Consider the following 24287-nt stretch of genomic DNA (forward strand, 5'->3'; position numbering starts at 1 on the left):
AGGGGCAATAGACGCCCCTTTACATTGTTAGGCTAACGCTGATTGTTGTACTTTTGTGCATTGGTAATGTCGCAATTTGTGCTCTTTGCGTCGGCCATGACTAAATGACGACACTCTTTTTAAGTAGCCAATCACGCGTGTGCCATAATCAATATCTGTTGAACCACACTGTGAGCATGATTGCCTTGAGCGCTTATCGATATACTCACAGTGATTACAAATGGTGATCCTCACATTAATGCAAAAATAATTGCACCCCGTTCGCGCTGCCACATTAAATAACTGCATATATTGCTCAGTGTCTAAATGCTCTTCTAAATTCAAATGCAGTGCTGAGCCACCATCTAAAAACTCTGTCATCGATTTACCATGCAATATAAACTTATCAAGGTGATTTAGTGTTGTGTCTTCTACTAAATAGAAATAACTGTTGTAGCATTCTCTTGGCGTGAAGTAGCCATCTTCGCTATCCCATTTGGCATTTTTTATCCCTAAATTTTCAGCAGGAACAAACTCAGTGTTAAATAAAAAGCCGGTCTCTTTTGTTGCTAAGCGATTCTCTTTATAAATCACTTCTAACTGACTTTTCACCCATTCTTTATACGCATCATTAACCCCCACTTGAATACCTAAATACTCTGCGGCTTCAACCATGCCATTAATACCAATGGTTAAAAATTGCTTGTTAAAGGAAATAAACCCTGCGTCGTACACCGGTAGCATGCCCGCTTGCTGGTACTCTTCCATTAAGGTGCGATACGCGATTTGATAAGCATGTATTTTTCTTATTTCTGTTGCTAGGTCTCTGCCATCTTGCACCAATCGATTCATATTGAGTGTAATAACATTGATAGAGCCCGTCGAAACGCCCCCCGCGCCTAAACTATACGAAAAACTATGATCGCTAATTTCATTACGAAGTCGACAGCATGAGGCTAATGAATCAGCATCGGTTGATTGATAAACAAAAAATGAGCCGCCTTGACTTAAGTTTTCGGCACACATCAATGCAAATTCTTTATCTTTAGGTTCATTGTCTTCTACTAGCATGGCAGCGGTGACAACAGGGAATGTTAAAACAGCTTTGTTTCGCTCTTGGTTAAACCAATTTAAAAACATGCTTTGCAGTGCCTTTAAAGACGACCAATCGGGAGCCGTCATATCAGGAAACACAAAATGACCAAACATAGCCTCAAAGTATGCACTATCGTACAACGAGATATTCCAAAATACGCTTTGATAACCTCGTGCAGCAGCGGGTTGATTTAAAGCGTACACGACGTGCTGTAAGTGATTTTCTATCTGTTTATAGTGAGTAACTAAATAATCATCGCCGTAATCCTTACGCGCAAAGTAATCAAAATACATTAAAAATTCGACCGTCGCGACAGCCCCTGCAAACTGCGCGCTAATTGCAAAAACAAGATTCACAAAACTGCCGCAGAACGATTCTAAATGCTTAGGTGCCTTAGACTCTCCCCCTAATTTGGTTAGCCCATCCAATAAAAATGGATACATGGTGATAGAAGTACAGTAAGGCTTTAAGCTCGTTTCATCATGCACATAAATTTCATGGTTCTCAATTTGTCGAAGGTACTCTTTGCCCAATGACTCGCCGAAAAGCGCGGTTATTTTATTGCTCACCTGAGTGCGATTAACGTGAATGAAAAAGTCTTTCATTATTTCTGATTCTAGCGTCGCTATATTTTTTAATGTCACATTTGCATTCGCATCCACTTTAGAACCATCGGCCGCATTCTTGGCCTGTGTATAGTTTTCGATGAAACGCATTTTTTCTTTTAATTGTTCACAATTCAGCATAGACATTTTTGTTATCCTTTTAAAAATAATGAGTTAAGTACCTTACCCGAAGCAATTTCAATAAATCGTTGATTAGTTAAATGGCTCGCCAGGCCACCTAATTCAGCGACATAACGGCCCGTTTTTACATAAGTCAGCTGTGCTTTTAATTGCTCCGACACATCCTCAAGCCCGGTATACAAACACGTTGCTAAGCCTTGCTGCGTTGCTAACTTTAAAAAATAAACTAAATCACCTTCCTGCCATTCTCCGCCAAAAAACACCACACAAGTTATCAAGTGCTTATAGCGCTCAAGTAACCCTAGAAAGCGTTGCGATGTTAACCGCTCACCATGCTTTGGATCCCATGTATCAACGCTATGACACCCAGGACAGCGCAAGGGGCACCCCGTGCACACAAAGCCTAACGCAATGTGTCCAGGGACTTCTTGAAAGCACACTTGGGGTTCTAATACATTAAACATAAACCACTACATATTGTGTTTTAAATTTCAATATGATCAATATATAGTATCAACACCGTTTTAAGCCAGTTTGAAACTTGATCTAGATCAAAGCAGCTTAGTTCTGCCAAAAGAACAAAATGGGTAGCCAATCAAAACCCCCTCCTGTCAAAAATAAAATGCAGCGAAACGGAGCGCCACCCAGACACCTCTACCTACTTTGGAGGAGTTACCTTTACCCATCACTTTGCTAGAGTGCGAATAAATGAATTGTAAAGAGATGAAAATGACTGCGAAAATTGGAATTTTGACTGTTAGTGATCGCGCAAGCCGAGGCCAGTACGATGACTTATCGGGACCCGCTATCACCGATACATTAAATGACTATTTAAGTTCGCCATGGCAGGCATGCTATCGATTAGTTGAAGACGAGCAACATTTAATTGAAGCGGCATTATGCGAGCTTGCCGATCAAGAACAATGCGCTTTAATCATTACCACAGGTGGAACGGGTCCCGCCAAACGAGACATAACCCCCGAAGCCACAGAAGCGGTGTGTGACAAAATGATGCCAGGATTTGGTGAGTTAATGCGTACTGAAAGCTTAAAATACGTGCCAACGGCTATACTCTCTCGACAAACAGCGGGGATAAGAGACCGCTCATTAATTATTAACTTACCGGGCAAACCCAAAGCGATTCGTCAATGTCTTGATGCCGTATTTCCTGCGGTGCCTTATTGTATTGATTTACTTGAAGGGCCTTACTTAGAATGTGATGAATCTGTGGTTCAAGTATTTAGACCTAAGTCATAAATAAGGTTTGTCATAACGTTAAAACATCCCCTTAGTTAATAACGAAAAAAGCCAGCTTAAGCTGGCTTTTCTATCGTATTAAGATTTATTTGTGTGATACATCAATCAGTTCAACAGTCCCGTCTTCGCGTACTTCAGCAATTTGACCTCGCGGTTCATCCATAAAGAACAAAGTAACAAAGCCAATCATTGCCGTACCGGCGATAACATAAAAGAAAGTTGCATAATCGACGAACGATAACACCGTTAAAAATGTAACTGCCCCAACGTTACCATATGCCCCTGTCATCCCTGCAATTTGCCCTGTTAAGCGACGTTTAATTAATGGCACGACGGCAAACACAGCACCTTCTCCTGATTGAACAAAGAAAGAGCACGCCATGGCTGTTGCAACTGCTAACCATAATGGCCACTGCGAATTAACCATGCCCATTAACAGATAACCTGCGGCTAAACCGGCGGTTAAAATAAGTAACGTTGTACGGCGACCAAACTTATCTGAAATAAACCCACCTGCTGGGCGTGACATTAAGTTCATAAATGCATACGCACCGGCCACCATCCCTGCCATAACAGGGTCAAGTGAGAAGGTCTCAGCAAAAAATAGCGGCAGCATTGACACCACAGCAAGCTCAGAACCAAAATTTGTAAAATACAAAATATCCAGCACAGCTACTTGCTTAAAACTATAGCGATGTAACTCAGGTACTTCTTGCTCAAATACCGTTTTATTTACGTTCCACACTTTTTTAACTTCAAACAAGTACAACAGCACTAACCCACCATAAATAAGGTGTACGACATTTGCTTCAATCATCCCAACACCATTGGGTGAGAGTTTCCAAGCCAGTAATGCCATTGCTGCATACATAGGGATTTTCATGATTAGGAGTAAGAAAAAATCGCCTTTAGAAGTGACTTCCATCGCCCCTAAATTTTTAGGGCGAAAGTACGTCGAGCCTTTAGGTGTATTGGTTACATTAAAATAATAAATAAAACCATAAACAAAGCTCATTATACCCGTAATACCAATTGCATAACGCCAACCATCATCGCCGCCAAAAATTAATGCCAACGTAGGCAGTGAAAAAGCCGCAGCAGCGGAACCAAAGTTACCCCAGCCACCATACACACCTTCTGCGGTGCCTAATTCGTGATGAGGGAACCACTCAGACACCATGCGGATACCAATAACAAAGCCTGCGCCGATAAACCCAAGTAAAAAACGAGCAATGGCAGCTTGCAAAAAGCTATCAGCAAAAGCAAACATTAAACAAGGTACTGCGCTGACAATCAGCAAACATGAATAGACTAACCTTGGCCCATATTTATCGGTTAGCATGCCAATAATCACGCGGGCAGGAATGGTCAAAGCCACGTTCAAGATCAGTAGTGTTTTTACTTGCTCTGTACTTAATCCCAAGGTGGTTTTTACAGCCTGTAGTAACGGTGCAAAATTAAACCACACAAAAAAGGTGATAAAGAATGCAAGCCAACTAAGATGTAAGATTTTCATTTTTCCTTGAAAGGAAAAAAGGTTAAATTTTTCACTCGCCATTGTCGTCTCCAAACGGTTTTATTAATTTGATTCTGAGCCGACTTACTAAAAAAGAATTGATGTAAATCAAGGAATAAAGGTAACCGCCGTGCAGCCAAAAACACCTCTACCCCCTATGAATAGGCGCACTGTAAAGCAATGCCTTTATTAACTGCGCTTACTACCTACTAAGGTGTATTAACACTCCCTATCACTCTACGAGGGAGATAAAAGGAGATATTGGAGGAATAACAATGAGGTTTTGGGATATCACACAGAAAAAAGCCTCCGAAGAGGCTCATAATTGCAGGGAACTGAAACTAATCTAGCGGCTAAAAAGCATGCTAAGCGATTAAAACTTATGAGTGAGCATCAACCATACCTTATCGGTATCCGTGGCATAATCATCAGCGTTGTACATGGCATATTTAAACAGCACATTACAGTTGCTTGAAAGTGCATATGCAGCCGTTAAATCAAGCTCTTGGCCATAATCGATGCTGTGTGCATCACTATCAAAAAAGTGATAAGTCGCGCTCAGCTTTATATCTGCCAACTGCCCATTAACGCCAAAGTATAAATCAGCAAGTCCATTACTTGGGGTCGCTAAAAACTTATCTGCAAAACCTTGGAACTTGTGCCCTGTTGCCAGTGGTGTACTAAAACCTATGTTGTTATCTGAGCCTAACAGCTCATAGCCAACTTTCCAGCCAAGCTTACTCACTTTGCCCTTTAGCTCCGCTAATATATAGTCAGCATCAAACGAATTGGGGTTATCGGCATAATCTTGTTGAGTTGCATAACTGAGCGTATAACTCAATGAATCGGATAATTGGCCTGTTGCGCGTACACCCATTGTTTGTGTTGAGCTGGCTAAAGCAGCATCAAAGTCATAGAGATAGGCAAACACACTGACATTAAATTGCTTATTAACTTGGTATGCAGCATTGGCAAAGTGTAATTTACCGTGCAAATCGCTTTTATTGCTGTCTTCACCAAAAATACGATTCACATTAAACACATAGCTGTAGTCGAACTTTAATGACTCTGTTGGTTTATAAACGACTCTGTAACCATCAAAAGTTTGTTCATTCTGGCGCCATGCGACACCCCCTACAAATCGTTGGTCATCAAGGTTGATACGTTGTCTACCCGCAACAACGTGCAACTCTTTATTTTTGAATTGCAAGCTTGCTTGATTAACCTCAGTACCTTTAGGGTCAGCAACAACGGGGTGATCCGTATGACCATTAACCGTACTGTTATAATTGTCATTACCAATCTCGGTAACATTATCAAACTCGAGAAGTGCTGAAACGCCTTTGAGTGTCGCCGTTGTATAATTAATACGCGTGAGTAATGTTGATGCATGTGCTTGTTCAGCGATCCCCGATTGATCGACATTTTCATATCGATAACGCAACATGCCATGCACTTCACCATTCGCCAACATGTTATGAATGCCATTATCTTCAGTTGCACTCACTTGCGTACTCAAAGCAAATGTAACTAACGCTGTTAGAACTGAGAGCTGTGTTTTCATATCACTACCTTGCTATGTTTTTAAGTTATGCACAGATTACGGCTATGCATAACTATGAAAATTGATTTAAATCAATTTTTTCATAGCGTTACCTAATATGACTCACTGCACCTCCAAAGAGGTATAACAACACTGCCCTATTTAATGTAGGCTTATAGACGCGTTCTAAAGAAGGAAAATTGCATGTTATTAGAGAGTGCCAACACCCTGCGTTATTGCCGTCATATTCTGCTTCCTCAGGTTCAAGAAGAAGGGCAAGAAGCCATTATGGCAAGCCACGTACTCGTTGTCGGAGCTGGAGGACTGGGTAGTGCAGTACTCCCTTACCTTGTTGCGGCAGGTGTCGGAAAAATTACTTTATTTGATCATGACACAGTGGATATAACTAACCTGCAACGACAAATATTACACACCGAAAACAGTGTGGGTCAGTTAAAAGTTGAATCAGCTAAACAGCAATTAACAGCACTCAATAGCCAAGTAAAGATGACAACCTATGCTTCTGAGTTTACGACACACCATGAGCCAGAGTTAATCAGCGCTGATGTTGTCGTTGACTGCAGTGATAATCTCGCAACACGCTTACTGCTTAATCGCCTGTGTTGGACACATAAAACGCCCCTAATTTCAGGTTCTGCAATTCGTATGGAAGGGCAACTCATTCACTTTCCAATGCGTGACGGCGATCCCTGTTATGCCTGCGTTGCTCGGCTATTTAAAGAACCCTCATTAAGCTGTATGGAAGCTGGGGTCCTTGCCCCAGTAGTTGGCACTTTAGGTTCATTGCAAGCCACAGAGGCGCTTAAAAGCCTGCTATCTATGCCCCCTAAAACAGTGTCAATGCTGTTATATGATGCAGAGCACCTGACATTTAAAGAGTTTATTATTCCAAAACAACCCCACTGCGAGGTGTGTGCAGAGCGTTAAAGTTACATTGCTAACCTTAACGCTCTGCACACGGAAACATCGCGATCACTTTGCTTCCTGCGGCTTCCTTTTGATTCACTCTATGTTGCTTTGGTAGGACAGACGCGAGTTGATACTGCACCGTTTTTGTCACTTGCAAACAGGCCGCTAGCGAAGGTTTGCCCACGCCATTGTTTATTTTCTGAAGCTGCTTGGTCATATCAAAATGATAAAATGTATTAATAGATAACTTTTCGAGGCTTAACTTCGCACAGTTAAGCCCACAGCCATCAAAAACAATAATCGCAGGAGAAGATGCTAACTTTTGCCAATGCATAGCAGAACCTGCTGTTAATGCCGCAATGGAGACTTTTTCAACTTTCCCCTGCATAATTAAACTTTGTGATAAGTCTTCAGCCAGCTCTGCACCATAACTACAGCCAGAGCACGTTAACAATATTGGTAAAGATTGCTCCTTCATGCTTTCCACTCTTTTTACTGATACGTAAATATCAGCTTAGTAAGCGTACAAAAATTCAGCTTGATCTACATCAAGAGGAATGAAGTCCACACTAATTCAAAAGAGGTAGCTACTTTACCTAAACAACCATATTGACGTATAGAAACGTTAGCCTGCGCGGCCATCTGCTCTTGGTTGTGTTAACACCGGAAAATACACCAAGCAGAATAAACCATAAGCCATACACCATGTAATCACAGATAAAGAAATAAAATACAGGCTCAATTGTGAATTTATCAACACACCAAATACGCGTAATAAGGCCGCAATTAATACCGCACCAAATGCAAAAATAATGGCGTGCTTAACCACTAATTTTCTTCCAGTGTGGCCTAAGCTAACACGCGCCATCATGCTTAAAATCATATTGCCCATAGCCCCCACAGTCAGTGCATGGAAAGCGGTCGAAATTGACAATAAATCAGTGAAATAAGACATCCCCATTAATATAATTCCCACAGGAATAAACCAATAAGCCAAATGCAAACTCCACAGCAGTGGAACCGCTAAGGTTTTAAAAAACGGCCATCGCGCCGCACGAAGACAATGAAATACAGCACATATAATGAGCATGCCGCCAATGAGCTCATTGCTCAGGTAATAAACGGCACCAGTAAAAAACAACACAAAAATAAACCAGGTACTGCCAAGCGCTGCAATCTCTAACCAAGGTTTACCGTCGACCTTCTTTGTCGCAGTTGCATTTGCAGTGAAAAAGGGAATTACACGCCCGCCTAATACACTCATTAATAACGTAATTAGCCAAATAGCAGACATATAACCATGCTGATACAACTCAGGCATCCCCAGTGTCACGCCTAAGTGCATTAATAAATTGGCAGCACTGAGTAATAAAATAATCGGCACAAAAAAGAGGTTTCGCATTTGCCCTTTAACAATGATTGGTTTTGCTAACCAATAACCCGCTAAGGGCAAAAACACCATATCAATACCAAATACTAACCAGTGCGGCAAAGCGGGCACCACCATGGCAACTCGCGCGATTAACCATGCAAGAGTTAACAGCAGCAGCTTTCGACCATGAATAGAGCGTAAACCTGTCCAGTTTTGTACCGCGGTTAATAAAAAGCCGATAACAATAGCGCACACAAAACCAAACAGCATTTCATGGCTATGCCAAAACAAAGCCCCTCCATAAGGAGAAAAAGACCAGTGACCATTGAGTACTAATCCCCACACAACCAAAGCAATACAGCTAAATAGGCCCCCACACAAAAACAGCGGACGAAATGCGAGCTGAAATAAGGCAACGTCACTTTTGGTTTGTTGTTCATCGGATATTTGCATCATAAACTATCATCTTCTAAAAAATTATAACTCGCAGCTTCATTCAATCTTCGTTGATAGCGCTCAGCACGCACCGCGAAATACATCAGCATCATACAGACAGCTAACACAGCGTAAAGCAACATAAATGAGGCACTGTAAAAGCCAAATAAATCAACCACCGCACCAAACATTATCGGTAATGTGAACCCTCCCAAGGCCCCAATGGCAGCAATAAAACCGCCTACCTTGCCCATTTCTAACGGGTAGTTTTCATGGATAACTTTAAACACACTGGCACGCCCAAAACCTTGCGCTAAGCCAATCACAAATAATAAGCCGGTAAACACCCACACATTCACCGACACAGATAAATTCACATCTTGCTTAATACCATGAATGGTCATTGTTGTGGGCGGGTAGCTTAAGAAAAACAAACACACTAAACACACCCAAAATACGCTCCAGTTAACACTACGACCGCCATACTTATCGGCAAACCACCCACCAAGAGCCCGTATCACCGACGACGTTGCAACAAAAAACAATGTAAAGGCCATCGCTTGTTTAATTGATAATTGGTAGGCCTGCATATAGTAATATGGCAGCCAAAGCAGTAAGGCCAAAAAAGAACCAAACACAAAATAATAATAGAGCCCTAATCGCCAAACTTGCGTATTTTTCAGTAACAGTGTCCAGGTTTGCGGTTTACTATTAATAACATGAGCGTTATCTGGCTGGCTGGGGGCAAACACACCATACAGCACCGCAACAAATAACAAACCAAACGCATACACAGGCCCAACCCACTGCCAACCATAGCGCTCCATTAACCAAGGCGCTAACACGAGTGTAATAGCGGCACCGGCATTACCCACGCCAAAAATCCCCATCGCGGTTCCTTGTTGACTGCGTTGATAAAAATCACACACATAACGGATACCGAGGGTAAATGAGCTACCACTGAGACCAATCCATAAACCGAGAAAAAGTAGTTGAGAATAGCTTGTCGTTATATACAAGCATGCAAGGGCGGGCACACACACTAACATTTGCACAACAAAGAGCACTTTTGCCGAATAGCGGTCAGCCAATTCGCCAGCGGGGATCCGAGACAATGCACCTGTGAACATCGGGGCTGCAAGTAAGCCACCTAACTCAGTGACCGTTAATTGCCATTGCGATGATAAAGGCAATACTATCGCCGCATACAATGTCCATACGGAAAAGTTAGCCGCAAAAGCTAAGGTAGCAAATAATAACGCACGTTTAGCGCGAGACTCTGACATGCGATGCTCCAATTAAAAACGGTCGATGAACACGTCATCTATAAATCATTAACCCATTCTACCTAAAGCACGCGCTTTTTATGAGGCTCTACCCACAATGCCACAACTTAAAAATATCAACAGACAAAAACGACGAATAAAATAAAAAGCACATAAAAATCAAAACATTAAAAACAACAGCAATTACCCCAAAAGAGGTAGTTAAGCTTATTTGATAATAAACAGACCTGAAAAACTGACCGTTTATTGATCTGTACAGGTTGAATACTCCCCCCGTTTTCTTGCACTATTTTGATATTATTTCAAAGCTAACTACACATTATGCAAAGCACTCAGGTTGATGCAGGATTTCATACCTCACGCGGAATAAAAGAAATCAACGAAGATTGCGCAGGTCTTTTTATTCCAAAAGATGAGTACCTCAGCAATATTAAAGGTGCCGCATTTTGTGTTGCCGACGGTGTCAGCTCAGCAGAAGCTGGTAAAGAAGCGAGCGAAACAGCCGTTGAACGCTTTCTTAGTGAATACTTTAAAACCCCCGATACATGGTCTGTTAGTCGCAGTGGCGAACAAGTGTTATCGGCAATCAATTTACGTCTTTTTCGTAAAAGCCATGCATTTTCACAAGAAAATAAAGGCTACTTATCAACCTTAAGCTGCCTGATTTTAAAAGGAAATCATGGTCATATTTTTCATGTGGGTGATAGTCGAATTTATCGCTTTAGAAATGGAAACTTAAAGCAACTCACAGCCGACCACACCACCAATTTAGGGCAAGGAAAATCGTTTTTATCGCGTGCCATTGGCATGGATAACAACTTACACATTGATTACAGCAGCAATGAATTACAACAAGGTGACATTTACTTATTAAGCTCTGACGGGGTGCATGATTTTCTCCCGACCGATATCTTAATAGATAACTTATTGAGTTATCAACCAGCCTCTAAAATAGCAGAGCAACTGTGTATAGAAGCCAAAAAGCATGGCAGTGATGACAATATCAGTTGTGTCGTTTTAAAAATAAAAGAGCTGGCATATCAAAATGAAGCTGAATATAGCGCTGAGCTCACAAAATTGCCTTTTCCACCGCCGCTTAAAGCAGGTATGAAATTAGATGGTTATCTTGTCATTGAAGAGCTGTTTGCCTCATCACGTAGTCAACTTTATTTAGTGGAAGATGAGCTTACAAAAAAGCGTTACGCAATGAAAACGCCTTCAGCCAACTTTGACGACGACACACATTACATCGACCGCTTTATTAAAGAGCAATGGATTGGCAGCCGAATTGACTCCCCTTATGTGGTAAAAATTTATCAACATTCACGGCCAAGAAGTGCCCTGTATTATTTAATGGAATGGCTCGATGGCACCAGCCTCGACAACTGGTTAGCTGAGCATCAACCACTAAAACCTAAACGAGCAATCGCCATCGTTAAACACATTGCAGCGGCCTTAAATGCTTTTCATAGTAATGATGCGATTCACCAAGATCTCAAACCTGGCAATGTGATGGTATTAGAAAATGATGAAATCAAACTGGTTGATTTTGGTTCCGTGTTTGTTGCTGGAGTTGCGGAGCTTTATCAGCCAATAGAACATCAAGGGGCACTTGGCACGGCCAGCTATTCAGACCCGAATTATTTGCTGGGCAAAAATGCTGCCGTGCAAGGTGATGTGTATAGCCTCGCGACTATTTGCTATGAATTATTTACTCACCATTTACCCTATGGCGAAAAAGTTGAGCAATGCACAAGCATGGCAGACTACGACAAACTACGTTATCACAGTGCCATTAAACATAACCCCGTTATTCCAATTTGGTTTGATAAAGCACTGCAAAAAGGGGTTAGTTTTGATTTAACAGAGCGCTATCAAACCGTGGATGCACTCATGCATGACTTAACCGTCCCTAATCCTGAATTTTTAAAACCGGATCCTGAACCGAAGGAAGCCAGCAGTTTATTATTTTGGAAAATGGTAAGTGGTTTTTGGTTTATCACACTGGCTCTCATATTGTATTTATTTAGCCAGCACTAAGACTGGCAATGCATACCCGCAATGTGATGCCAAAAGCCATTAATATGTTCATCCGGTCGCTTAGAGTCGGTGCCCAAAGCAAACGACTCAATCCATTGTAAGTCGTCCATATCGTGCATACTTAGCCGCGCGATATCCGCACTGCTATTGAGTGCATGGCGGTCTTCACACAAGTTATACACTTGCCCAGACATTGTTTGAATGCCATTTAAGGTAAACACCTTTTTACCGTCTTGGCTGTGGGTCATTAATCCCGAAGGGTGCTTTTGACAAGTGAGCTCACATTGATCTTTAGCTAAGTCATAATGGCGAGCCGTGAAGCATCGCGCACTGTAAGCCAAAGGCAACAAGCCATAACTAAACACTTCAAATTGCATCGGTAAATCTGTCAAACCCGCGTATTCGTGTTTTAAAGCCACCAGCCAATCTCTCGACAATTCAACAGGCATAACCCAGCGCACAGCTCCCATTTGAGCAAACTTTGCTAGCGTATAACCGTTATAAACATTAATTGCGGGGCCAATCACAAATGGTAATCCCAAGCTATGTAATTGCTGCACGGCGGCAAGATCATTCGCCTCTATTAAATACGCGCTTTGACGACACACACGTTTTAACTCTTGAAGTTGAGCCCCCGACTCCAACAAGGCTAAGCTAGACAGCACCACTTCTTTTCCTGCTTGCTCTAGCATTTTAGCCCACTCAAGGTAATCATTTAGGCGACTTAAACGTCGCTTTCCACAGACGGTTTCGCCTAAATAAACAATATCGGCTGTCGACTGCGCTACCCGCTCATAAAATTGTTCGAGCAACTCCTTTTGCCACAAAAACAACATGGGCCCTACCGCAACTTTCAACTGTGTCATTGTTACTCCTATTTCCACTTGCGATGATACGCACCTAAGGTGGTTTGCTGCCCCTCAGATAAACTGTCCAGCGTCGTTTGCCAATGCGTTTCAACACTGAAGTCAGTCGCATTTTGCTTTGCATGGTCAATAGCCTGTCGCCAAACGCGTGTAACTTGCTCAACATAGGCAGGGCTGCGCTGTCGGCCTTCAATTTTAACGGCCGCAATATTCATGGCTAATAACTCAGGTAACAGAGAAAGCGTATTTAAGCTCGTTGGCTCTTCTAAGGCATGGTAGGTTTCGTTATTAACAACAAAACGCCCTTTACATAACGTTGGATAACCGGCTTGCTCATCGTCAGTGAACTGATCAATCAATACATCATTCAAGCGTGATTGCATTCGATCGCCCTGTTGTTGCCAACGAACAAACTTGGCCGGCGAACAGGCACCTGTTGTATTAGGTGATTCGCCTGTTAAATATGAAGATAAATAACAACGCCCTTCGGCCATAATACATAAACTACCAAAGGCAAAAAGCTCAAGTTCGATGTCGGTGGTGGTTGCCAATTGCCTGACCTGTTGCAAACTTAATACCCTAGGCAATACCACTCGCTTCACACCAAACTGCTTATAAAAATCAATTGCGAGTGCATTTGTCACCGATGCCTGCACACTGACATGCATTTCTTGGTGCGGATAATTATTCGCAATAAAATCAAGCGCAGCAATATCAGCAACAATCAGGGCATCTACCCCCACTGCAATCGCTTCATCAATGGCATGCTTCCATCTTGTAAAATGATTGGGGTGAGCAAAGGTGTTAATAGCAACATGCAATTTTCTTTTATGCTGCTGACAATAGTCTGCCGCTTCAACGAGTTGCCGCTCATTCAAGTTTAGGCCCGCAAAGTGACGCGCATTGGTATCATTGTTTAAGCCAACGTAAACCGCATCAGCGCCTTGCGCTATCGCCCTTTTTAACGAGGGTAAGTTTCCTGCTGGGCAAAGTAACTCCATACCCACTCCTGATTATTTAAACTAAGAAATAAATTATCAATAATGGTAAGCCAGCAAACCTAATAAGGTAATCTACTAATATGATTAGTCTCACTGATATTATGAAGCATAAAACTCCGCCATTTTTTACCCCGAAATGGCTAACTGCTATTACTCATCTCACGCCAACCGCAGGCATAAGTTGGCTGATAGAACAGCGAATAAACCTCATTTTTAAAACACAGATCAACGACGGTGAGCTCGACTTTTTAATTGATAAACAGTTATGCATTGACGTCGATAACCTGCCACTCAGCTTGCTTATTTCACTCAATGCAACCTCTAAACGGTTAACTATTTTCTCTATAAAACCGTGGTTACTCCCTAAAGAACACCTCAAATACGACGGAAAGTTAACGGGGAGTAGTGATACATTTTTAAGTTTGATGAGTGGAAAATACGACCCTGATACACTTTTTTTCTCACGTAAATTAGCAATCCAAGGCGACACAGAACTGTGCCTAACTGTTAAAAACTGGCTCGATACGCAAGACCCACAAGCAAGCTTGCCAGACTGGTTATTTAATCAGTTAACAGAGTACGTAGAGTCATTACAATAAAAAGAAGGCAGCGAGTAGCTGCCTTCTGTTTACATTTAGGAGAGTTGTGCACAGAGCACACTAACGGCCATTAATCAGTTTAATATCGACCACTTACTTTGTGCCATTATTGCCGTGCAATTTTTTATGCTGACTTAACTACCGACCATTTCTACAAGGTTATCTTCTCTGTCGAGGACAACATACAACGCCGTGTTTTTACCACTTTGTACGTCTTTAATCATCTCCTTCATGCTACTTTCAATCAGGCTGACCTCTGTATTAGCACCAATACTGGTGACAAATAATAAATCCCATGCTTGGTTTATGTTATCTGCTTCGTGACAAAGCGCCGTATAGTCAGTTAACTCACTAGGCAGTTTATCAACACACATAACAGGCTCAATCACCCCTTTATTGACATCGTTAACTGAACTTTCAACATTTGCTTTTGTAAATAACAACAGTAGCTTAACGGGTTCAGCTTGATGGCGAGCCATGGATAATAATTCTTGAAACTTACTCATATTCTTTTCCTGCAACAATAGAAAAAGAGCCAAAAACCGAAGTTGATGGCTCTGGACAAGTGGAGATCGTTATGGATTATAAAATTCGCCGTCTTTTCTTAAGTAGAACCACCAATTAATAATCAAACATAGCGCATAAAATACCGCGAAACCAATCAGTGCTACCTCAGGTGTTGTCGCTTTAATTTGCTGACCAAATACCATTGGAATATAAAATGCACCGTATGCAGCCACTGCCGAAGTCCAACCTAATACAGGGCCTGCTTGTTCTTTAGGAAACACCATCGCAATCGTTCTAAAGGTTGAGCCATTACCAATCCCTGTTGCTCCAAATAGCACTAAGAATAAGATGAAAAATGGCATAAAGAACTCTTCAGGTGTAGGCGACTGATAAGCCTCTTTCATGTAATAGGCCGCACCTAATGACGAGGTAATCATTACCACAGAACACACTTGTGTTACTAACGCACCACCCCATTTATCAGCAATCCACCCACCTAGTGGACGAATTAATGCCCCAATAAATGGTGCCATCCACGCATACATGAGCGCACTTGGGCCATTTGGGTTTAAGGTACTATGGGTCATCACACCATCAACCATAATGTGTTGAAAACCAAAAATAACTTTGATTGCTAACGGAAATGCTGCCGCAAAACCAATAAATGAACCAAACGTCATGGTGTAAATCGTGCTCATTACCCAGGTATGTTTATTATTAAAGATTTGATATTGCTTAGTGAGGCTTTTACCAATCGCCCCCGGTATCATCTTCAGTAAAAATACGGTAATAGCAACAACCAGCACCAGTACCAACTCTTTCGGTACCCCAAAGCCAGAACCATTTGCTGATTCAGGAAGCATCAGCCACAGACCAGCCGCCGCAGTGGCAAGACCAATCGTTAGCATCACAGAAATCATTGCAAATGCACTCAGAGGGCTGCCTAAGTTTGGTGACACTTCTGGCGTGCGAATGTTATTCATACCAAACCATGTTGCAAAGAACAGCGGTATTAAGAACAGTAGCCATAAAAAGCCACCGTTTTGCAGCCAAGTTTCAGAACCGGCTGGAATTTTACCAATCAAACTTCCCGACGTGCTCACCAACGTAATTGGGTCGCCGCCCAATGCACCAAACACCCCATATGTCATAAACAATGGAATCAAAATCTGCATCGTTGTCACACCAAAGTTACCTAACCCTGCATTGAGACCCAGCGCTAAACCTTGTTGTTTTTTTGGAAAGAAAAAGCTGATATTTGACATTGAAGAAGCAAAGTTACCCCCACCAATACCCGACAACAAAGCAAGTAACTGATATTGCCACAATGGTGTCGTTGGGTCTTGTAATGCCAAACCGGTAAATAGAGCCGGAATTATGAGTAGCGATGTAGTGAAGAACAGCGTGTTTCTGCCACCACAAAAGCGAATGAAGAAACTACTGGGAATACGTAATGTAGCACCAGAAAGTCCAGCTATCGCCGTCAGCGTAAATAGCTCATCTGCGCTAAAACTAAACCCTGCATTCATCATCTGAACGGTCAAGATTCCCCAGTAAAGCCAAACAGCGAAGCCACAAAGTAAACTTGGGATCGAAATCCATAAATTCCTTTGCGCAATTTTTTTACCTTGGGAATTCCAGAAAGCTTCATTTTCCGGTTCCCACTTGTCTAGTTCAGCCATATGCTGCTCCATTTCGTTCTAATTGAACTTACTATGCGCACATAAAATCAACTCAACAATTCACATTGATGGGTAAGCCACACACAGCATAAACAGCAAACAACTACCACTTAGTGGGTATATTTAAGCGTAAGTAATTGTTTATCATTAAATAATATAAGAAAGCTTAAGGTTATTAGGAGTAATAGGGAGGCTTTTTGGTGAATACTTTATTGATCCACGTTAAGATATTTTTAAACCGCCAGTCTTTCAGGCTAAAGCCAACAAAGAGTTAAAGTATGAATGCACTAACCAGCTCAATTTTATTAGTTGATGACCACCCATTACTACGCAAAGGCCTACAACAGTTAATCGATTTAGAAGACGAACTTGTCGTCATCGGTGAGGCAGCAACAGGCAAAGAAGGGCTACAGTTAGCTATAGAGCATGATCCCGATCTCATTATTCTTGACCTTAATATGCAAGGAATGGATGGCTTAGAAACCCTTAAAGCCATGCGTGCCAGTGATGTTACATCGCGTATTATTATGCTAACGGTTTCTGATAACGATGAAGACGTGCTCACTGCAATCAGCTATGGCGCAGATGGTTACTTACTAAAAGACATGGATCCTGAAGAAATTCTCGAAAAAATAAAACAAGCGGCACTGGGTAAAATGGTGCTGAGTGAAAAGCTCACAGGGGTACTCGCCCAAGCTATCCGCAAACCTGATGTATCGCAAAAAGCGAACATCCTCAATTCACTCACTAGCCGTGAATTTGAAATCCTCAAGTTAATTGCGAAAGGGTTATCAAACAAGTTAATCGCACGAGAATTAGATATTTCTGATGGCACCGTTAAAGTGCATGTAAAACACCTGCTGAAAAAGCTAAACCTGCGCTCACGTGTTGAAGCTGCCGTGTGGATAATCAATCAGCAAAAAGGGGCTTAATAATGAATCAGTTTTCGAGTGAGCAGCCCCTGCTCTCTTTTCAACACGCTAGCGAAGCACTTTTATCAGACACGCCGTTATTAGTTAAAACAGAGACACTGCCTTTATCGGCTGCTCATCGTCGTATTCTTGCTGCACCGATTATCGCCGACATTAATGTGCCTAACGCAGATAACTCAGGAATGGATGGTTTTGCATTTCGTTTTAGTGACTTAAATGAACACACACATTTAAATATTATTGGCACTGCCTATGCCGGGCATCCATTCAACGGCGAATGGCAATCAGGTTGCTGCATACGCATCATGACAGGCGCACATATTCCGGCTGGTTTTGATACGGTGATAATGCAAGAACATGTCACGGTCTCCACTGAACAAACAATCACTTTAAACACTAAGCCTTGCTTTGCACAAAATGTACGTAAACAAGGTGAAGATATCAGTATCGGCAGCCAATTATTTGCATCAGGGCAACGCTTAACAGCCACAGATATCGGTATGCTTGCCTCGCTTGGTATTGCCTCTGTTAGCGTTTATAAGCCACTTAAAGTGGGGGTTATTTCTACGGGCGATGAACTTTTTGAACCCGGCACGCCACTTTCACAAGGTGGAATTTACGATACTAACCGTTACACGATTCAGGCTATTTTAACTAATTTAGGCTTTGCGGTGCAGGATTTTGGCATCATTGCTGACGACCCTGACGCGCTAAAGTTGGCTTTTGAAGAAGCACTTTCAAATACCGATGTCATTATTACCTCGGGTGGTGTGTCGGTCGGTGATGCTGATCACACAAAAACAGTGCTCACAGAGCTTGGTCAAATGCAGTTTTGGAAAGTAGCAATAAAGCCAGGTAAACCATTCGCATACGGTCATTTTAAGCATTTAACACAAGACGGCCACAACAAGCGATTTATGGGATTACCAGGCAACCCGGTTTCAAGTGTTGTGACATTGCATCAACTCGCGATACCTGCGCTTCGTAAAATGGCTGGTGAAACAGTGCGTACACAGCCTCCCCTTCAGTTACCTTTAGCGTGTGATATTAGTAAAAAACAAGGTCGCGCTGAATTTATTCGTGCTTCATTAGTTGTCGATAACACAGGAACCTATATTGAGCCTTTAAAAGGACAAGGTTCTGGCATGCTCAGTACTTTTGCAAAAAGCCAAGGTTATTTATTGCTTGATGCTGAAAAAACTCAGTGGCAAAGTGGCGACTTAGTGCCCTTTATTCCTTTTGATTGTGCATTAAATTAGAAGCAAAGCAGTCAAATGCAAACACGTAAACCTGACCGCGTCACCGCCATGCAGCAATTAATCGAGCAGGTAAAAGTAGAGCTTCCCTTATACGAACCTGATACCTTTTTTTGTGGCACCGATAACTCGTGTATCGGCTGCCCTAAAAAGCTAATGGAGTTGGTTGATACCGAACTATGCTACTGGGAACACCAGCTGCAAATAGGCACAATCCCTAATTTTGACGATATTTCTCGATTCGCGAAGCTCTGCAAAAATGTAAAACGCGGTTTAGTAAGAAATAACTTAGTCGATAGTTAACCGTGTAATGCGTCCGCTTTACCTATTAAAAACCACGTTTCATCTAATTTAGGCTGTAGTTGATTAAATGATAAGCGCGTGATCCACACATGCAATGATGCGGGTTTATGCACACCGTCTTGTTCGCTGTTAGCGAGCCTTACTTTCACCAACATACCTTGCTCTTTTCCCATATTAACGGGGTAAAACGCCGTGATCCGCACTTTTAATTGGTTCACAAAACTACTCTCTGGTAGTGCTATTTTTGATAAACCCAGACGATTTGCTTTCAGTATTAATGGCTGCAAACGCCCTATTTGATGCTCTGAATTATACGCAGCAAAGCAGCGCTGCCCGCCAACGTGATACTCCGTTAAGCCCAGCGCAGGAAAGTGAGCATGAACCTGTCCGTAAAACATAGAGGTAAATTGACTTCCCTGTATGTTCTCACTCGATTGGCTCTCTAGTAACTGCTGCTGATAACGCTCAACACCTTCATCCACAGGGAACATTTGCCACTGTGTACTATTGTTTATCGTATGCTGCAATAAGCAGCTATCAGCTAAAGCTAATACATCATCCAGTTGGTGGCATGCTAACAAAGCAGCACCTTGCACTTTACAAAGGTAGTCTTTTATAACCCCTATACAGGCTTGCTTATTAAGTTGATCGAGACCGGTAAGCACTTCATCTAATAATAATAAAGGCGCTCCTTTTATCATCGCAAGCAAAAGCGCAACGCGCTGGCGCTGTCCACCACTTAATTGGTGAGCCCGATACACTAGTTTGTCGGTCAGCCCTAAGGGGTCTATTGCCCAACTTATATCAAATGGCTGCGCTTGTTGCTTAGCAACCAACTTTAATAAAGCGGCAATGCTTAGGTGGTCAAATAACAAAGGAGACTGTGTTACGTAAGCGATGCGGCGCTTATGTGCTGGCATACCTAACTGCTGCTGCCCTGTTACTTTTAACCCGCCAGAAGCAGGAGCAACACCCGCAATTGCATTAAACAAACTGCTTTTACCTGTACCACTTGGGGCTAATAACACCGTTATTTGCAAGGTCTTAAGCTGACAATCAAGTTGCTGAGTAACAGGCTCTGAACAATTAAGTTCAATATGCGCAACCACAGGCTTAGACGTACACTGTGGGTCTGAAATACCCATGCTGCTGTCGCTATTTAATGCCATCATCTGTTTAAACCTATTCAAAGCAAGCTGGTTGGTGTACTTACATGCTGCGTTTGCCTTTGCCACCATTGACATGCAAACACAACGGCAAATGAGAACACGAGCATCAGCCCTGCAAGCATATTTGCAGCCTGAAGATTAAAACTCTCAACATGATCAAATAACGCCAGTGACACAACTTGAGTTTCTCCTGGAATATTACCGCCAATCATTAAAATAACACCAAACTCCCCCACCGTATGGGCAAAGCTTAAAGTCGCAGCGGTATAAATAGCCGGTTTAATCATGGGGAGTACTAACCATAAAAACTGCTTCCATGGCTTAAAGCCCAATAAGGCAGCACTGCTGTATAAGTTATCTGGCAATTGTTCAAATGCACTTTGTAAGGGCCGAAAAGTAAAAGGTAAGCTGTAGATCATCGACGCCACTAAAATCCCCGAAAAGCTAAAGACTAACTGTATACCCAAGGTATTTTGCAGCCATAAACCGATACCTTGTTGCGGCGAAAATAACACTAAAAAGTAATACCCTAATACCGTAGGAGGCAAAACTAAAGGCAAGGTAATTAAGGTTTCGAGGAAGGGTTTTATGGCCCGTTTACTTCGCGCAAGCCAATATGCGCAGGGAATCGTTATTACTAACAACGCCAGCGTACTTAACGCAGCAAGTTTTAACGTAATAAAGATGGCTTGCAAGTCTCCCTCGCTCATAGTATTACCTATAGCCCATTGATTTTATTAACTGTTGTGCCTGTTCAGTTTGAACAAAATGATAAAACTGACGCGCAAACACTGAGTCTTTTACTAATAAAACATGCTGCTCAATTGGCTGATACCACTCACTGGGAATGGCGATAGCCGTGCCATTATGTGGTTGTTGCAGTAGGCTTTTTGCAATTAAGCCTAACTCTGCATTTTGGCTTTCAACATATTGAAAAGCATGCAAAATAGATCCCCCCGTTACTGTTTTTTTCGGCTTGGTTTGTAAGTGAGCCAATACCTCAACCGCAGCCTGTCCATAAGGTGCATAACGTGGATTCGCAATAGCTAAAGTAATATGGGGCAAACGTGTCATAACGCCTTCCAAACTGTCATAGCCCTCGGACGAATAAAACACCAATTCGCCAAGCGCATACACTGTGCTTTCAATGCCAAAACCATCGGTTTTTAGTTGTGTAGGTAATATTGCATCGGCTGAAAAAAATACGTCATAAGGGGCTCCATAACGAAGCTGTGTTGCGAGTGTGCCTGACGAGCCAGTCACCACTTTAATCTGTATATCGGTTTTAACCTGTGCTTTAAATACTGGCAGCAACTGATCCATTACAGCGACAAAGTTAGCCGAGCAAGCAATCGTTAGCGAAGAGGATGTGTCTTTATCATTAGCGCTTGCAGGCGAAACACAGCACAATAAAACCAGCACAGTCGCTATCGTGTATGTGGTTAGTTTATTTGTTAGCCACTGCATTGTTTCAACCCTACAGCCACTGGGCAGCCGCTATTTGATCTTTATGATTGGCACTCACCCAACGAGTCTGCTCTCCTTCAACGTGCTCTTTTTTCCAAAATGGCGCACGCGCTTTAAGTAAATCAATTAAATACTGTGCCGCTTCAAATGCAGCTTCGCGGTGGACACTCGACACTGCCACCAGCACAATTTGATCTGTTAAGCTTAATTTACCAACGCGGTGAATTAAGGTTACCTTTTCCAAAGGCCATAATGACAACGCTTGCTGCTCTAACTGGGTAAGGTATTTCTCTGTCATCGCCGGATAATGCTCTAGATATAAACTATCAACTTGGTGGCCTTGATTAATGTCGCGAACACGGCCTACAAACATAACCACGGCGCCCGACACCGAGTCGTCAGCTAACATGGATTGATACTCTTCGTTCATATCGAAATCATGTTCTTGTACACGGATCATCACTAACCTCCAGTGACAGGTGGAAACATAGCAACCTCATCGCCAGTGCCGACCGCAGCATTATCATCAACCAAAATTTGGTTTACGGCCACTAACACATCTTTATCGAGTAACCAGGTGTGCCAACGCTCATCTCGTTCAGCCAATGTTTGGCGTAACTGCCTAACCGACATACCTTGTGCATCTAGTTGCACCGAGTCACAGCCTAAACGTTCACGTAACTGTGCAAAAAAAAGTACCTTATTCATACATACTCCCCTTAATTAGCCAATATAGGTGCCGCGTCTGCCACCACTTTTATAGGTAACTCGCATGTTCTGTACTGTCATGCCTTGGTCAACCGCTTTACACATATCGATAATAGTGAGTGCTGCAATCGATACCGCAGCTAACGCTTCCATTTCAACCCCGGTTTGCCCAACTAACTTGCAATAACTTTGAATATCAACCGCACAGCCTTGGTTGTTAATAGAAAACTCAACCGCCACTTTACTTAACGCCAACGGATGGCAAAGGGGGATCAAATCAGCTGTTTTTTTTGCTGCTTGAATTCCTGCAATACGTGCGACAGCTAATACATCGCCTTTGTCTAACTGATTTTGCTCAATAAGAGCGAGCGTTTCTGGCTGCATCACGACCGTTGCGCATGCACGCGCTTCTCGCACTGTTGCTGATTTATCTGCAACATCAACCATGCTTGCTTGACCACTTTTATCTATGTGCGTTAACTGCATTAATTCATCTCCCGAGAATGGCACTGTTCAACACGATGTGATTTAAGCTCTGCTACAAAATTACATGGCCCACACCGCGAATCGAGTTGCTGACATAAAATCTCATCCCAGGCGGTAGCACACGCATTTGGGCTACCCGGCATAGCAACAACAAGGGTTCTATTCGAAAGCCCTGCTAACGCTCTGGATTGCAGTGATGAGGTGCCAATTTGCGAACAAGACAAATGCCTGAATAACTCACCAAAACCGCTCACAGACACATCAAATAACACATCAATTGCCGAAGGCGTAATATCATCCGGTGTCAGTCCAGTGCCACCAGAAATCAGTACCACGTCAATATCGTCACTGGCTATCCATGTAGCGACTTCCGCGCGTACTTTATAAATATTGGCTTTATGTAATTGTCGATTAAGCACATGATGCCCACTGTCTATGACTTTTTGCTGCAACAAATCACCCGCAGTGTCTTGCTCAGGGCCTCGACTATTACTCACTGTTAAAATCGCTATGTTTAATGGTACAAAGCGGTTGCTTTTTACTCGCGCCATGCGTAATCCTTTTGATCAACCAAACAACGAGCCTGTGCCCATTGTTGTGGTGTATTAACGTTATATAGTTCACGACCCTCGCCATTTGACTCAAACAATTCAATGACGGCCGCTCCAAGCTCTTCAAGTAAACCACTGACAGAGCGCTGCCCATGCTCTAAACGTTGCTGGGCAATTAAACTCGCGCGTTCAAGCCGATTGAGGTAACAAGGCAATACACTGTGTGCAAAGTAACAGGCACAATCTCGTCTGCGCCCTTGGTTGATAAGGGTGCGTAAAGTTGTTTTAGATAGCAGCGGCATATCAATAGGAATAACAAGCGCATCATCATACTCAGCGTGATTCAAACAGGCATGAATACCTGCAACAGGTCCTTGCTGTACAAATTTATCAACGATAAAACCGCTGCTATTTCGACTCACAATGACCTCATCGCAGCCCGCGTCTTTAAGGCAAGCAATCGCGCGTGTTAATTGCGTTTGACCATTAATTTCAAGTAAAGCCTTATCTTGCCCCATGCGGCGAGAAAGCCCTCCAGCCAGAACAATACCCACTAACAT

General features: G+C 42.6%; 26 protein-coding genes. 7 read left to right on the forward strand and 19 right to left on the reverse strand.

All coding sequences use genetic code 11. From position 1 onward, the window contains the following. Positions 1 to 27 precede the first annotated feature (27 nt). Both nrdD and nrdG read right to left on the reverse strand, forming a co-directional pair. Positions 28 to 1827, reverse strand: a complete 1800-nt coding sequence (gene nrdD, locus IT970_RS13355) for an anaerobic ribonucleoside-triphosphate reductase (protein ID WP_065978359.1) — start codon at positions 1825 to 1827, stop codon at positions 28 to 30. Between the two features lie 5 nt (positions 1828 to 1832). Next, positions 1833 to 2285 (reverse strand): anaerobic ribonucleoside-triphosphate reductase activating protein, encoded by a 453-nt coding sequence (nrdG, locus tag IT970_RS13360; RefSeq protein WP_065978358.1) that lies wholly within the window; start codon positions 2283 to 2285, stop codon positions 1833 to 1835. A 265-nt stretch (positions 2286 to 2550) separates the two neighbouring features. On the opposite strand from nrdG, the gene mog reads away from it, so the two are divergent. Further along, complete coding sequence (gene mog / locus IT970_RS13365; RefSeq protein WP_036973017.1) at positions 2551 to 3078, forward strand: molybdopterin adenylyltransferase; 528 nt, start codon at positions 2551 to 2553, stop codon at positions 3076 to 3078. Between the two features lie 85 nt (positions 3079 to 3163). On the opposite strand, the gene IT970_RS13370 is transcribed toward mog, so the two are convergent. Together IT970_RS13370 and IT970_RS13375 are read right to left on the reverse strand one after the other, a co-directional pair. Further along, positions 3164 to 4636: a NarK family nitrate/nitrite MFS transporter gene (locus IT970_RS13370; RefSeq protein WP_036973021.1), complete on the reverse strand. Its 1473-nt coding sequence runs from the start codon at positions 4634 to 4636 to the stop codon at positions 3164 to 3166. Positions 4637 to 4967: 331 nt separating this feature from the next. Next, the gene (locus tag IT970_RS13375; protein WP_036973023.1) at positions 4968 to 6158 is read right to left on the reverse strand and encodes an alginate export family protein; all 1191 of its coding nucleotides are present in this window, start codon (positions 6156 to 6158) and stop codon (positions 4968 to 4970) included. Between the two features lie 183 nt (positions 6159 to 6341). Here IT970_RS13375 and IT970_RS13380 point away from each other — a divergent pair, with 183 nt between their 5' ends. Next, a complete protein-coding gene (locus IT970_RS13380; protein WP_118844635.1) occupies positions 6342 to 7085 on the forward strand; it encodes a HesA/MoeB/ThiF family protein in 744 nt (247 codons plus the stop codon). A 16-nt stretch (positions 7086 to 7101) separates the two neighbouring features. Here the strand turns inward: IT970_RS13380 and IT970_RS13385 are convergent, their stop codons facing one another. The 3 genes from IT970_RS13385 to IT970_RS13395 form a co-directional block, all read right to left on the reverse strand. After that, positions 7102 to 7545: a putative zinc-binding protein gene (locus tag IT970_RS13385; RefSeq protein ID WP_051501921.1), complete on the reverse strand. Its 444-nt coding sequence runs from the start codon at positions 7543 to 7545 to the stop codon at positions 7102 to 7104. A 147-nt stretch (positions 7546 to 7692) separates the two neighbouring features. Next, a complete protein-coding gene (locus IT970_RS13390; RefSeq protein WP_196857407.1) occupies positions 7693 to 8895 on the reverse strand; it encodes an NnrS family protein in 1203 nt (400 codons plus the stop codon). Further along, a complete protein-coding gene (locus IT970_RS13395; protein ID WP_065978355.1) occupies positions 8892 to 10160 on the reverse strand; it encodes an MFS transporter in 1269 nt (422 codons plus the stop codon). Before IT970_RS13395 ends, IT970_RS13390 begins: the two co-directional genes overlap by 4 nt. Positions 10161 to 10481: 321 nt before the next feature. Here IT970_RS13395 and IT970_RS13400 point away from each other — a divergent pair, with 321 nt between their 5' ends. Next, positions 10482 to 12200: a bifunctional protein-serine/threonine kinase/phosphatase gene (locus tag IT970_RS13400; protein WP_036973029.1), complete on the forward strand. Its 1719-nt coding sequence runs from the start codon at positions 10482 to 10484 to the stop codon at positions 12198 to 12200. On the opposite strand, the gene IT970_RS13405 is transcribed toward IT970_RS13400, so the two are convergent. Continuing rightward, entirely contained in the window at positions 12197 to 13066 is an 870-nt protein-coding gene (locus IT970_RS13405; protein ID WP_118844636.1) for a U32 family peptidase, read from the reverse strand. The two genes, IT970_RS13400 and IT970_RS13405, sit on opposite strands and share 4 nt — an antisense overlap. Before the next feature lie 8 nt (positions 13067 to 13074). Continuing rightward, positions 13075 to 14067 (reverse strand): ubiquinone anaerobic biosynthesis protein UbiU, encoded by a 993-nt coding sequence (gene ubiU / locus IT970_RS13410; RefSeq protein WP_065978354.1) that lies wholly within the window; start codon positions 14065 to 14067, stop codon positions 13075 to 13077. A gap of 80 nt (positions 14068 to 14147) precedes the next feature. On the opposite strand from ubiU, the gene ubiT reads away from it, so the two are divergent. Further along, positions 14148 to 14666, forward strand: coding sequence for a ubiquinone anaerobic biosynthesis accessory factor UbiT (gene ubiT, locus IT970_RS13415; RefSeq protein ID WP_036973036.1), 519 nt, complete (start codon positions 14148 to 14150; stop codon positions 14664 to 14666). Between the two features lie 134 nt (positions 14667 to 14800). Here ubiT and IT970_RS13420 read toward each other — a convergent pair whose 3' ends face one another. Further along, positions 14801 to 15172 carry a ribonucleotide reductase subunit alpha gene (locus IT970_RS13420; protein WP_118844637.1) on the reverse strand — a complete coding sequence of 124 codons (372 nt, stop codon included), beginning with the start codon at positions 15170 to 15172 and terminating at the stop codon, positions 14801 to 14803. A gap of 69 nt (positions 15173 to 15241) precedes the next feature. After that, a complete protein-coding gene (locus tag IT970_RS13425; RefSeq protein ID WP_036973039.1) occupies positions 15242 to 16855 on the reverse strand; it encodes an antiporter in 1614 nt (537 codons plus the stop codon). 278 nt (positions 16856 to 17133) lie between these two features. On the opposite strand from IT970_RS13425, the gene narL reads away from it, so the two are divergent. Genes narL through IT970_RS13440 form a run of 3 tightly spaced genes read left to right on the forward strand, consistent with a single transcriptional unit; the run spans position 17134 to position 19346 of the window. After that, positions 17134 to 17787 carry a two-component system response regulator NarL gene (gene narL / locus IT970_RS13430; RefSeq protein ID WP_036973040.1) on the forward strand — a complete coding sequence of 218 codons (654 nt, stop codon included), beginning with the start codon at positions 17134 to 17136 and terminating at the stop codon, positions 17785 to 17787. Positions 17788 to 17789: 2 nt separating this feature from the next. Next, the gene (gene moeA / locus IT970_RS13435; protein WP_118844638.1) at positions 17790 to 19046 is read left to right on the forward strand and encodes a molybdopterin molybdotransferase MoeA; all 1257 of its coding nucleotides are present in this window, start codon (positions 17790 to 17792) and stop codon (positions 19044 to 19046) included. 15 nt (positions 19047 to 19061) lie between these two features. Next, positions 19062 to 19346 carry a hypothetical protein gene (locus tag IT970_RS13440; protein WP_036973042.1) on the forward strand — a complete coding sequence of 95 codons (285 nt, stop codon included), beginning with the start codon at positions 19062 to 19064 and terminating at the stop codon, positions 19344 to 19346. On the opposite strand, the gene IT970_RS13445 is transcribed toward IT970_RS13440, so the two are convergent. The 8 genes from IT970_RS13445 to mobA are packed head-to-tail and all read right to left on the reverse strand — an operon-like array spanning position 19343 to position 24287. After that, positions 19343 to 20518 (reverse strand): ATP-binding cassette domain-containing protein, encoded by a 1176-nt coding sequence (locus tag IT970_RS13445; RefSeq protein ID WP_180311120.1) that lies wholly within the window; start codon positions 20516 to 20518, stop codon positions 19343 to 19345. The genes IT970_RS13440 and IT970_RS13445 overlap by 4 nt on opposite strands. 14 nt (positions 20519 to 20532) lie before the next feature. Next, positions 20533 to 21225: a molybdate ABC transporter permease subunit gene (modB, locus tag IT970_RS13450; protein WP_118844640.1), complete on the reverse strand. Its 693-nt coding sequence runs from the start codon at positions 21223 to 21225 to the stop codon at positions 20533 to 20535. 4 nt (positions 21226 to 21229) lie between these two features. Next, positions 21230 to 21982 (reverse strand): molybdate ABC transporter substrate-binding protein, encoded by a 753-nt coding sequence (modA, locus tag IT970_RS13455; protein WP_196857408.1) that lies wholly within the window; start codon positions 21980 to 21982, stop codon positions 21230 to 21232. Positions 21983 to 21992: 10 nt separating this feature from the next. Next, on the reverse strand, positions 21993 to 22442 hold the full coding sequence (locus tag IT970_RS13460; RefSeq protein WP_065978350.1) for a molybdenum cofactor biosynthesis protein MoaE: 450 nt from the start codon (positions 22440 to 22442) through the stop codon (positions 21993 to 21995). Positions 22443 to 22444: 2 nt separating this feature from the next. Beyond that, a complete protein-coding gene (gene moaD, locus IT970_RS13465) occupies positions 22445 to 22690 on the reverse strand; it encodes a molybdopterin converting factor subunit 1 (RefSeq protein WP_065978349.1) in 246 nt (81 codons plus the stop codon). A gap of 15 nt (positions 22691 to 22705) precedes the next feature. Then, entirely contained in the window at positions 22706 to 23176 is a 471-nt protein-coding gene (gene moaC / locus IT970_RS13470; protein WP_196857409.1) for a cyclic pyranopterin monophosphate synthase MoaC, read from the reverse strand. Continuing rightward, positions 23176 to 23727, reverse strand: coding sequence for a molybdenum cofactor biosynthesis protein B (moaB, locus tag IT970_RS13475; protein ID WP_036973048.1), 552 nt, complete (start codon positions 23725 to 23727; stop codon positions 23176 to 23178). Before moaB ends, moaC begins: the two co-directional genes overlap by 1 nt. Beyond that, entirely contained in the window at positions 23715 to 24287 is a 573-nt protein-coding gene (gene mobA / locus IT970_RS13480; RefSeq protein ID WP_118844642.1) for a molybdenum cofactor guanylyltransferase, read from the reverse strand. The genes moaB and mobA overlap by 13 nt, the downstream gene beginning before the upstream one ends.

It is taken from the genome of Pseudoalteromonas sp. A41-2, from assembly GCF_015767615.1.
Classification (GTDB): domain Bacteria; phylum Pseudomonadota; class Gammaproteobacteria; order Enterobacterales; family Alteromonadaceae; genus Pseudoalteromonas; species Pseudoalteromonas lipolytica.

Excerpts from the sequence above, each read along its gene's own strand:
- ubiU (WP_065978354.1), bottom strand. The coding sequence starts at position 14,067 with ATGGAGTTACTTTGCCCAGCAGGAAACTTACCCTCGTTAAAAAGGGCG.
- modA (WP_196857408.1), bottom strand. The coding sequence starts at position 21,982 with ATGCAGTGGCTAACAAATAAACTAACCACATACACGATAGCGACTGTG.
- mobA (WP_118844642.1), bottom strand. The coding sequence starts at position 24,287 with ATGTTAGTGGGTATTGTTCTGGCTGGAGGGCTTTCTCGCCGCATGGGG.
- moeA (WP_118844638.1), top strand. The coding sequence starts at position 17,790 with ATGAATCAGTTTTCGAGTGAGCAGCCCCTGCTCTCTTTTCAACACGCT.
- IT970_RS13420 (WP_118844637.1), bottom strand. The coding sequence starts at position 15,172 with ATGAGTAAGTTTCAAGAATTATTATCCATGGCTCGCCATCAAGCTGAA.
- IT970_RS13405 (WP_118844636.1), bottom strand. The coding sequence starts at position 13,066 with ATGACACAGTTGAAAGTTGCGGTAGGGCCCATGTTGTTTTTGTGGCAA.
- nrdD (WP_065978359.1), bottom strand. The coding sequence starts at position 1,827 with ATGTCTATGCTGAATTGTGAACAATTAAAAGAAAAAATGCGTTTCATC.
- IT970_RS13385 (WP_051501921.1), bottom strand. The coding sequence starts at position 7,545 with ATGAAGGAGCAATCTTTACCAATATTGTTAACGTGCTCTGGCTGTAGT.
- IT970_RS13445 (WP_180311120.1), bottom strand. The coding sequence starts at position 20,518 with ATGATGGCATTAAATAGCGACAGCAGCATGGGTATTTCAGACCCACAG.
- IT970_RS13395 (WP_065978355.1), bottom strand. The coding sequence starts at position 10,160 with ATGTCAGAGTCTCGCGCTAAACGTGCGTTATTATTTGCTACCTTAGCT.
- moaC (WP_196857409.1), bottom strand. The coding sequence starts at position 23,176 with ATGCAGTTAACGCACATAGATAAAAGTGGTCAAGCAAGCATGGTTGAT.
- IT970_RS13460 (WP_065978350.1), bottom strand. The coding sequence starts at position 22,442 with ATGATCCGTGTACAAGAACATGATTTCGATATGAACGAAGAGTATCAA.
- narL (WP_036973040.1), top strand. The coding sequence starts at position 17,134 with ATGAATGCACTAACCAGCTCAATTTTATTAGTTGATGACCACCCATTA.
- mog (WP_036973017.1), top strand. The coding sequence starts at position 2,551 with ATGACTGCGAAAATTGGAATTTTGACTGTTAGTGATCGCGCAAGCCGA.
- modB (WP_118844640.1), bottom strand. The coding sequence starts at position 21,225 with ATGAGCGAGGGAGACTTGCAAGCCATCTTTATTACGTTAAAACTTGCT.
- IT970_RS13370 (WP_036973021.1), bottom strand. The coding sequence starts at position 4,636 with ATGGCGAGTGAAAAATTTAACCTTTTTTCCTTTCAAGGAAAAATGAAA.
- IT970_RS13380 (WP_118844635.1), top strand. The coding sequence starts at position 6,342 with ATGTTATTAGAGAGTGCCAACACCCTGCGTTATTGCCGTCATATTCTG.
- nrdG (WP_065978358.1), bottom strand. The coding sequence starts at position 2,285 with ATGTTTAATGTATTAGAACCCCAAGTGTGCTTTCAAGAAGTCCCTGGA.
- moaB (WP_036973048.1), bottom strand. The coding sequence starts at position 23,727 with ATGGCGCGAGTAAAAAGCAACCGCTTTGTACCATTAAACATAGCGATT.
- IT970_RS13375 (WP_036973023.1), bottom strand. The coding sequence starts at position 6,158 with ATGAAAACACAGCTCTCAGTTCTAACAGCGTTAGTTACATTTGCTTTG.
- moaD (WP_065978349.1), bottom strand. The coding sequence starts at position 22,690 with ATGAATAAGGTACTTTTTTTTGCACAGTTACGTGAACGTTTAGGCTGT.
- IT970_RS13400 (WP_036973029.1), top strand. The coding sequence starts at position 10,482 with ATGCAAAGCACTCAGGTTGATGCAGGATTTCATACCTCACGCGGAATA.
- IT970_RS13425 (WP_036973039.1), bottom strand. The coding sequence starts at position 16,855 with ATGGCTGAACTAGACAAGTGGGAACCGGAAAATGAAGCTTTCTGGAAT.
- IT970_RS13390 (WP_196857407.1), bottom strand. The coding sequence starts at position 8,895 with ATGATGCAAATATCCGATGAACAACAAACCAAAAGTGACGTTGCCTTA.
- IT970_RS13440 (WP_036973042.1), top strand. The coding sequence starts at position 19,062 with ATGCAAACACGTAAACCTGACCGCGTCACCGCCATGCAGCAATTAATC.
- ubiT (WP_036973036.1), top strand. The coding sequence starts at position 14,148 with ATGATTAGTCTCACTGATATTATGAAGCATAAAACTCCGCCATTTTTT.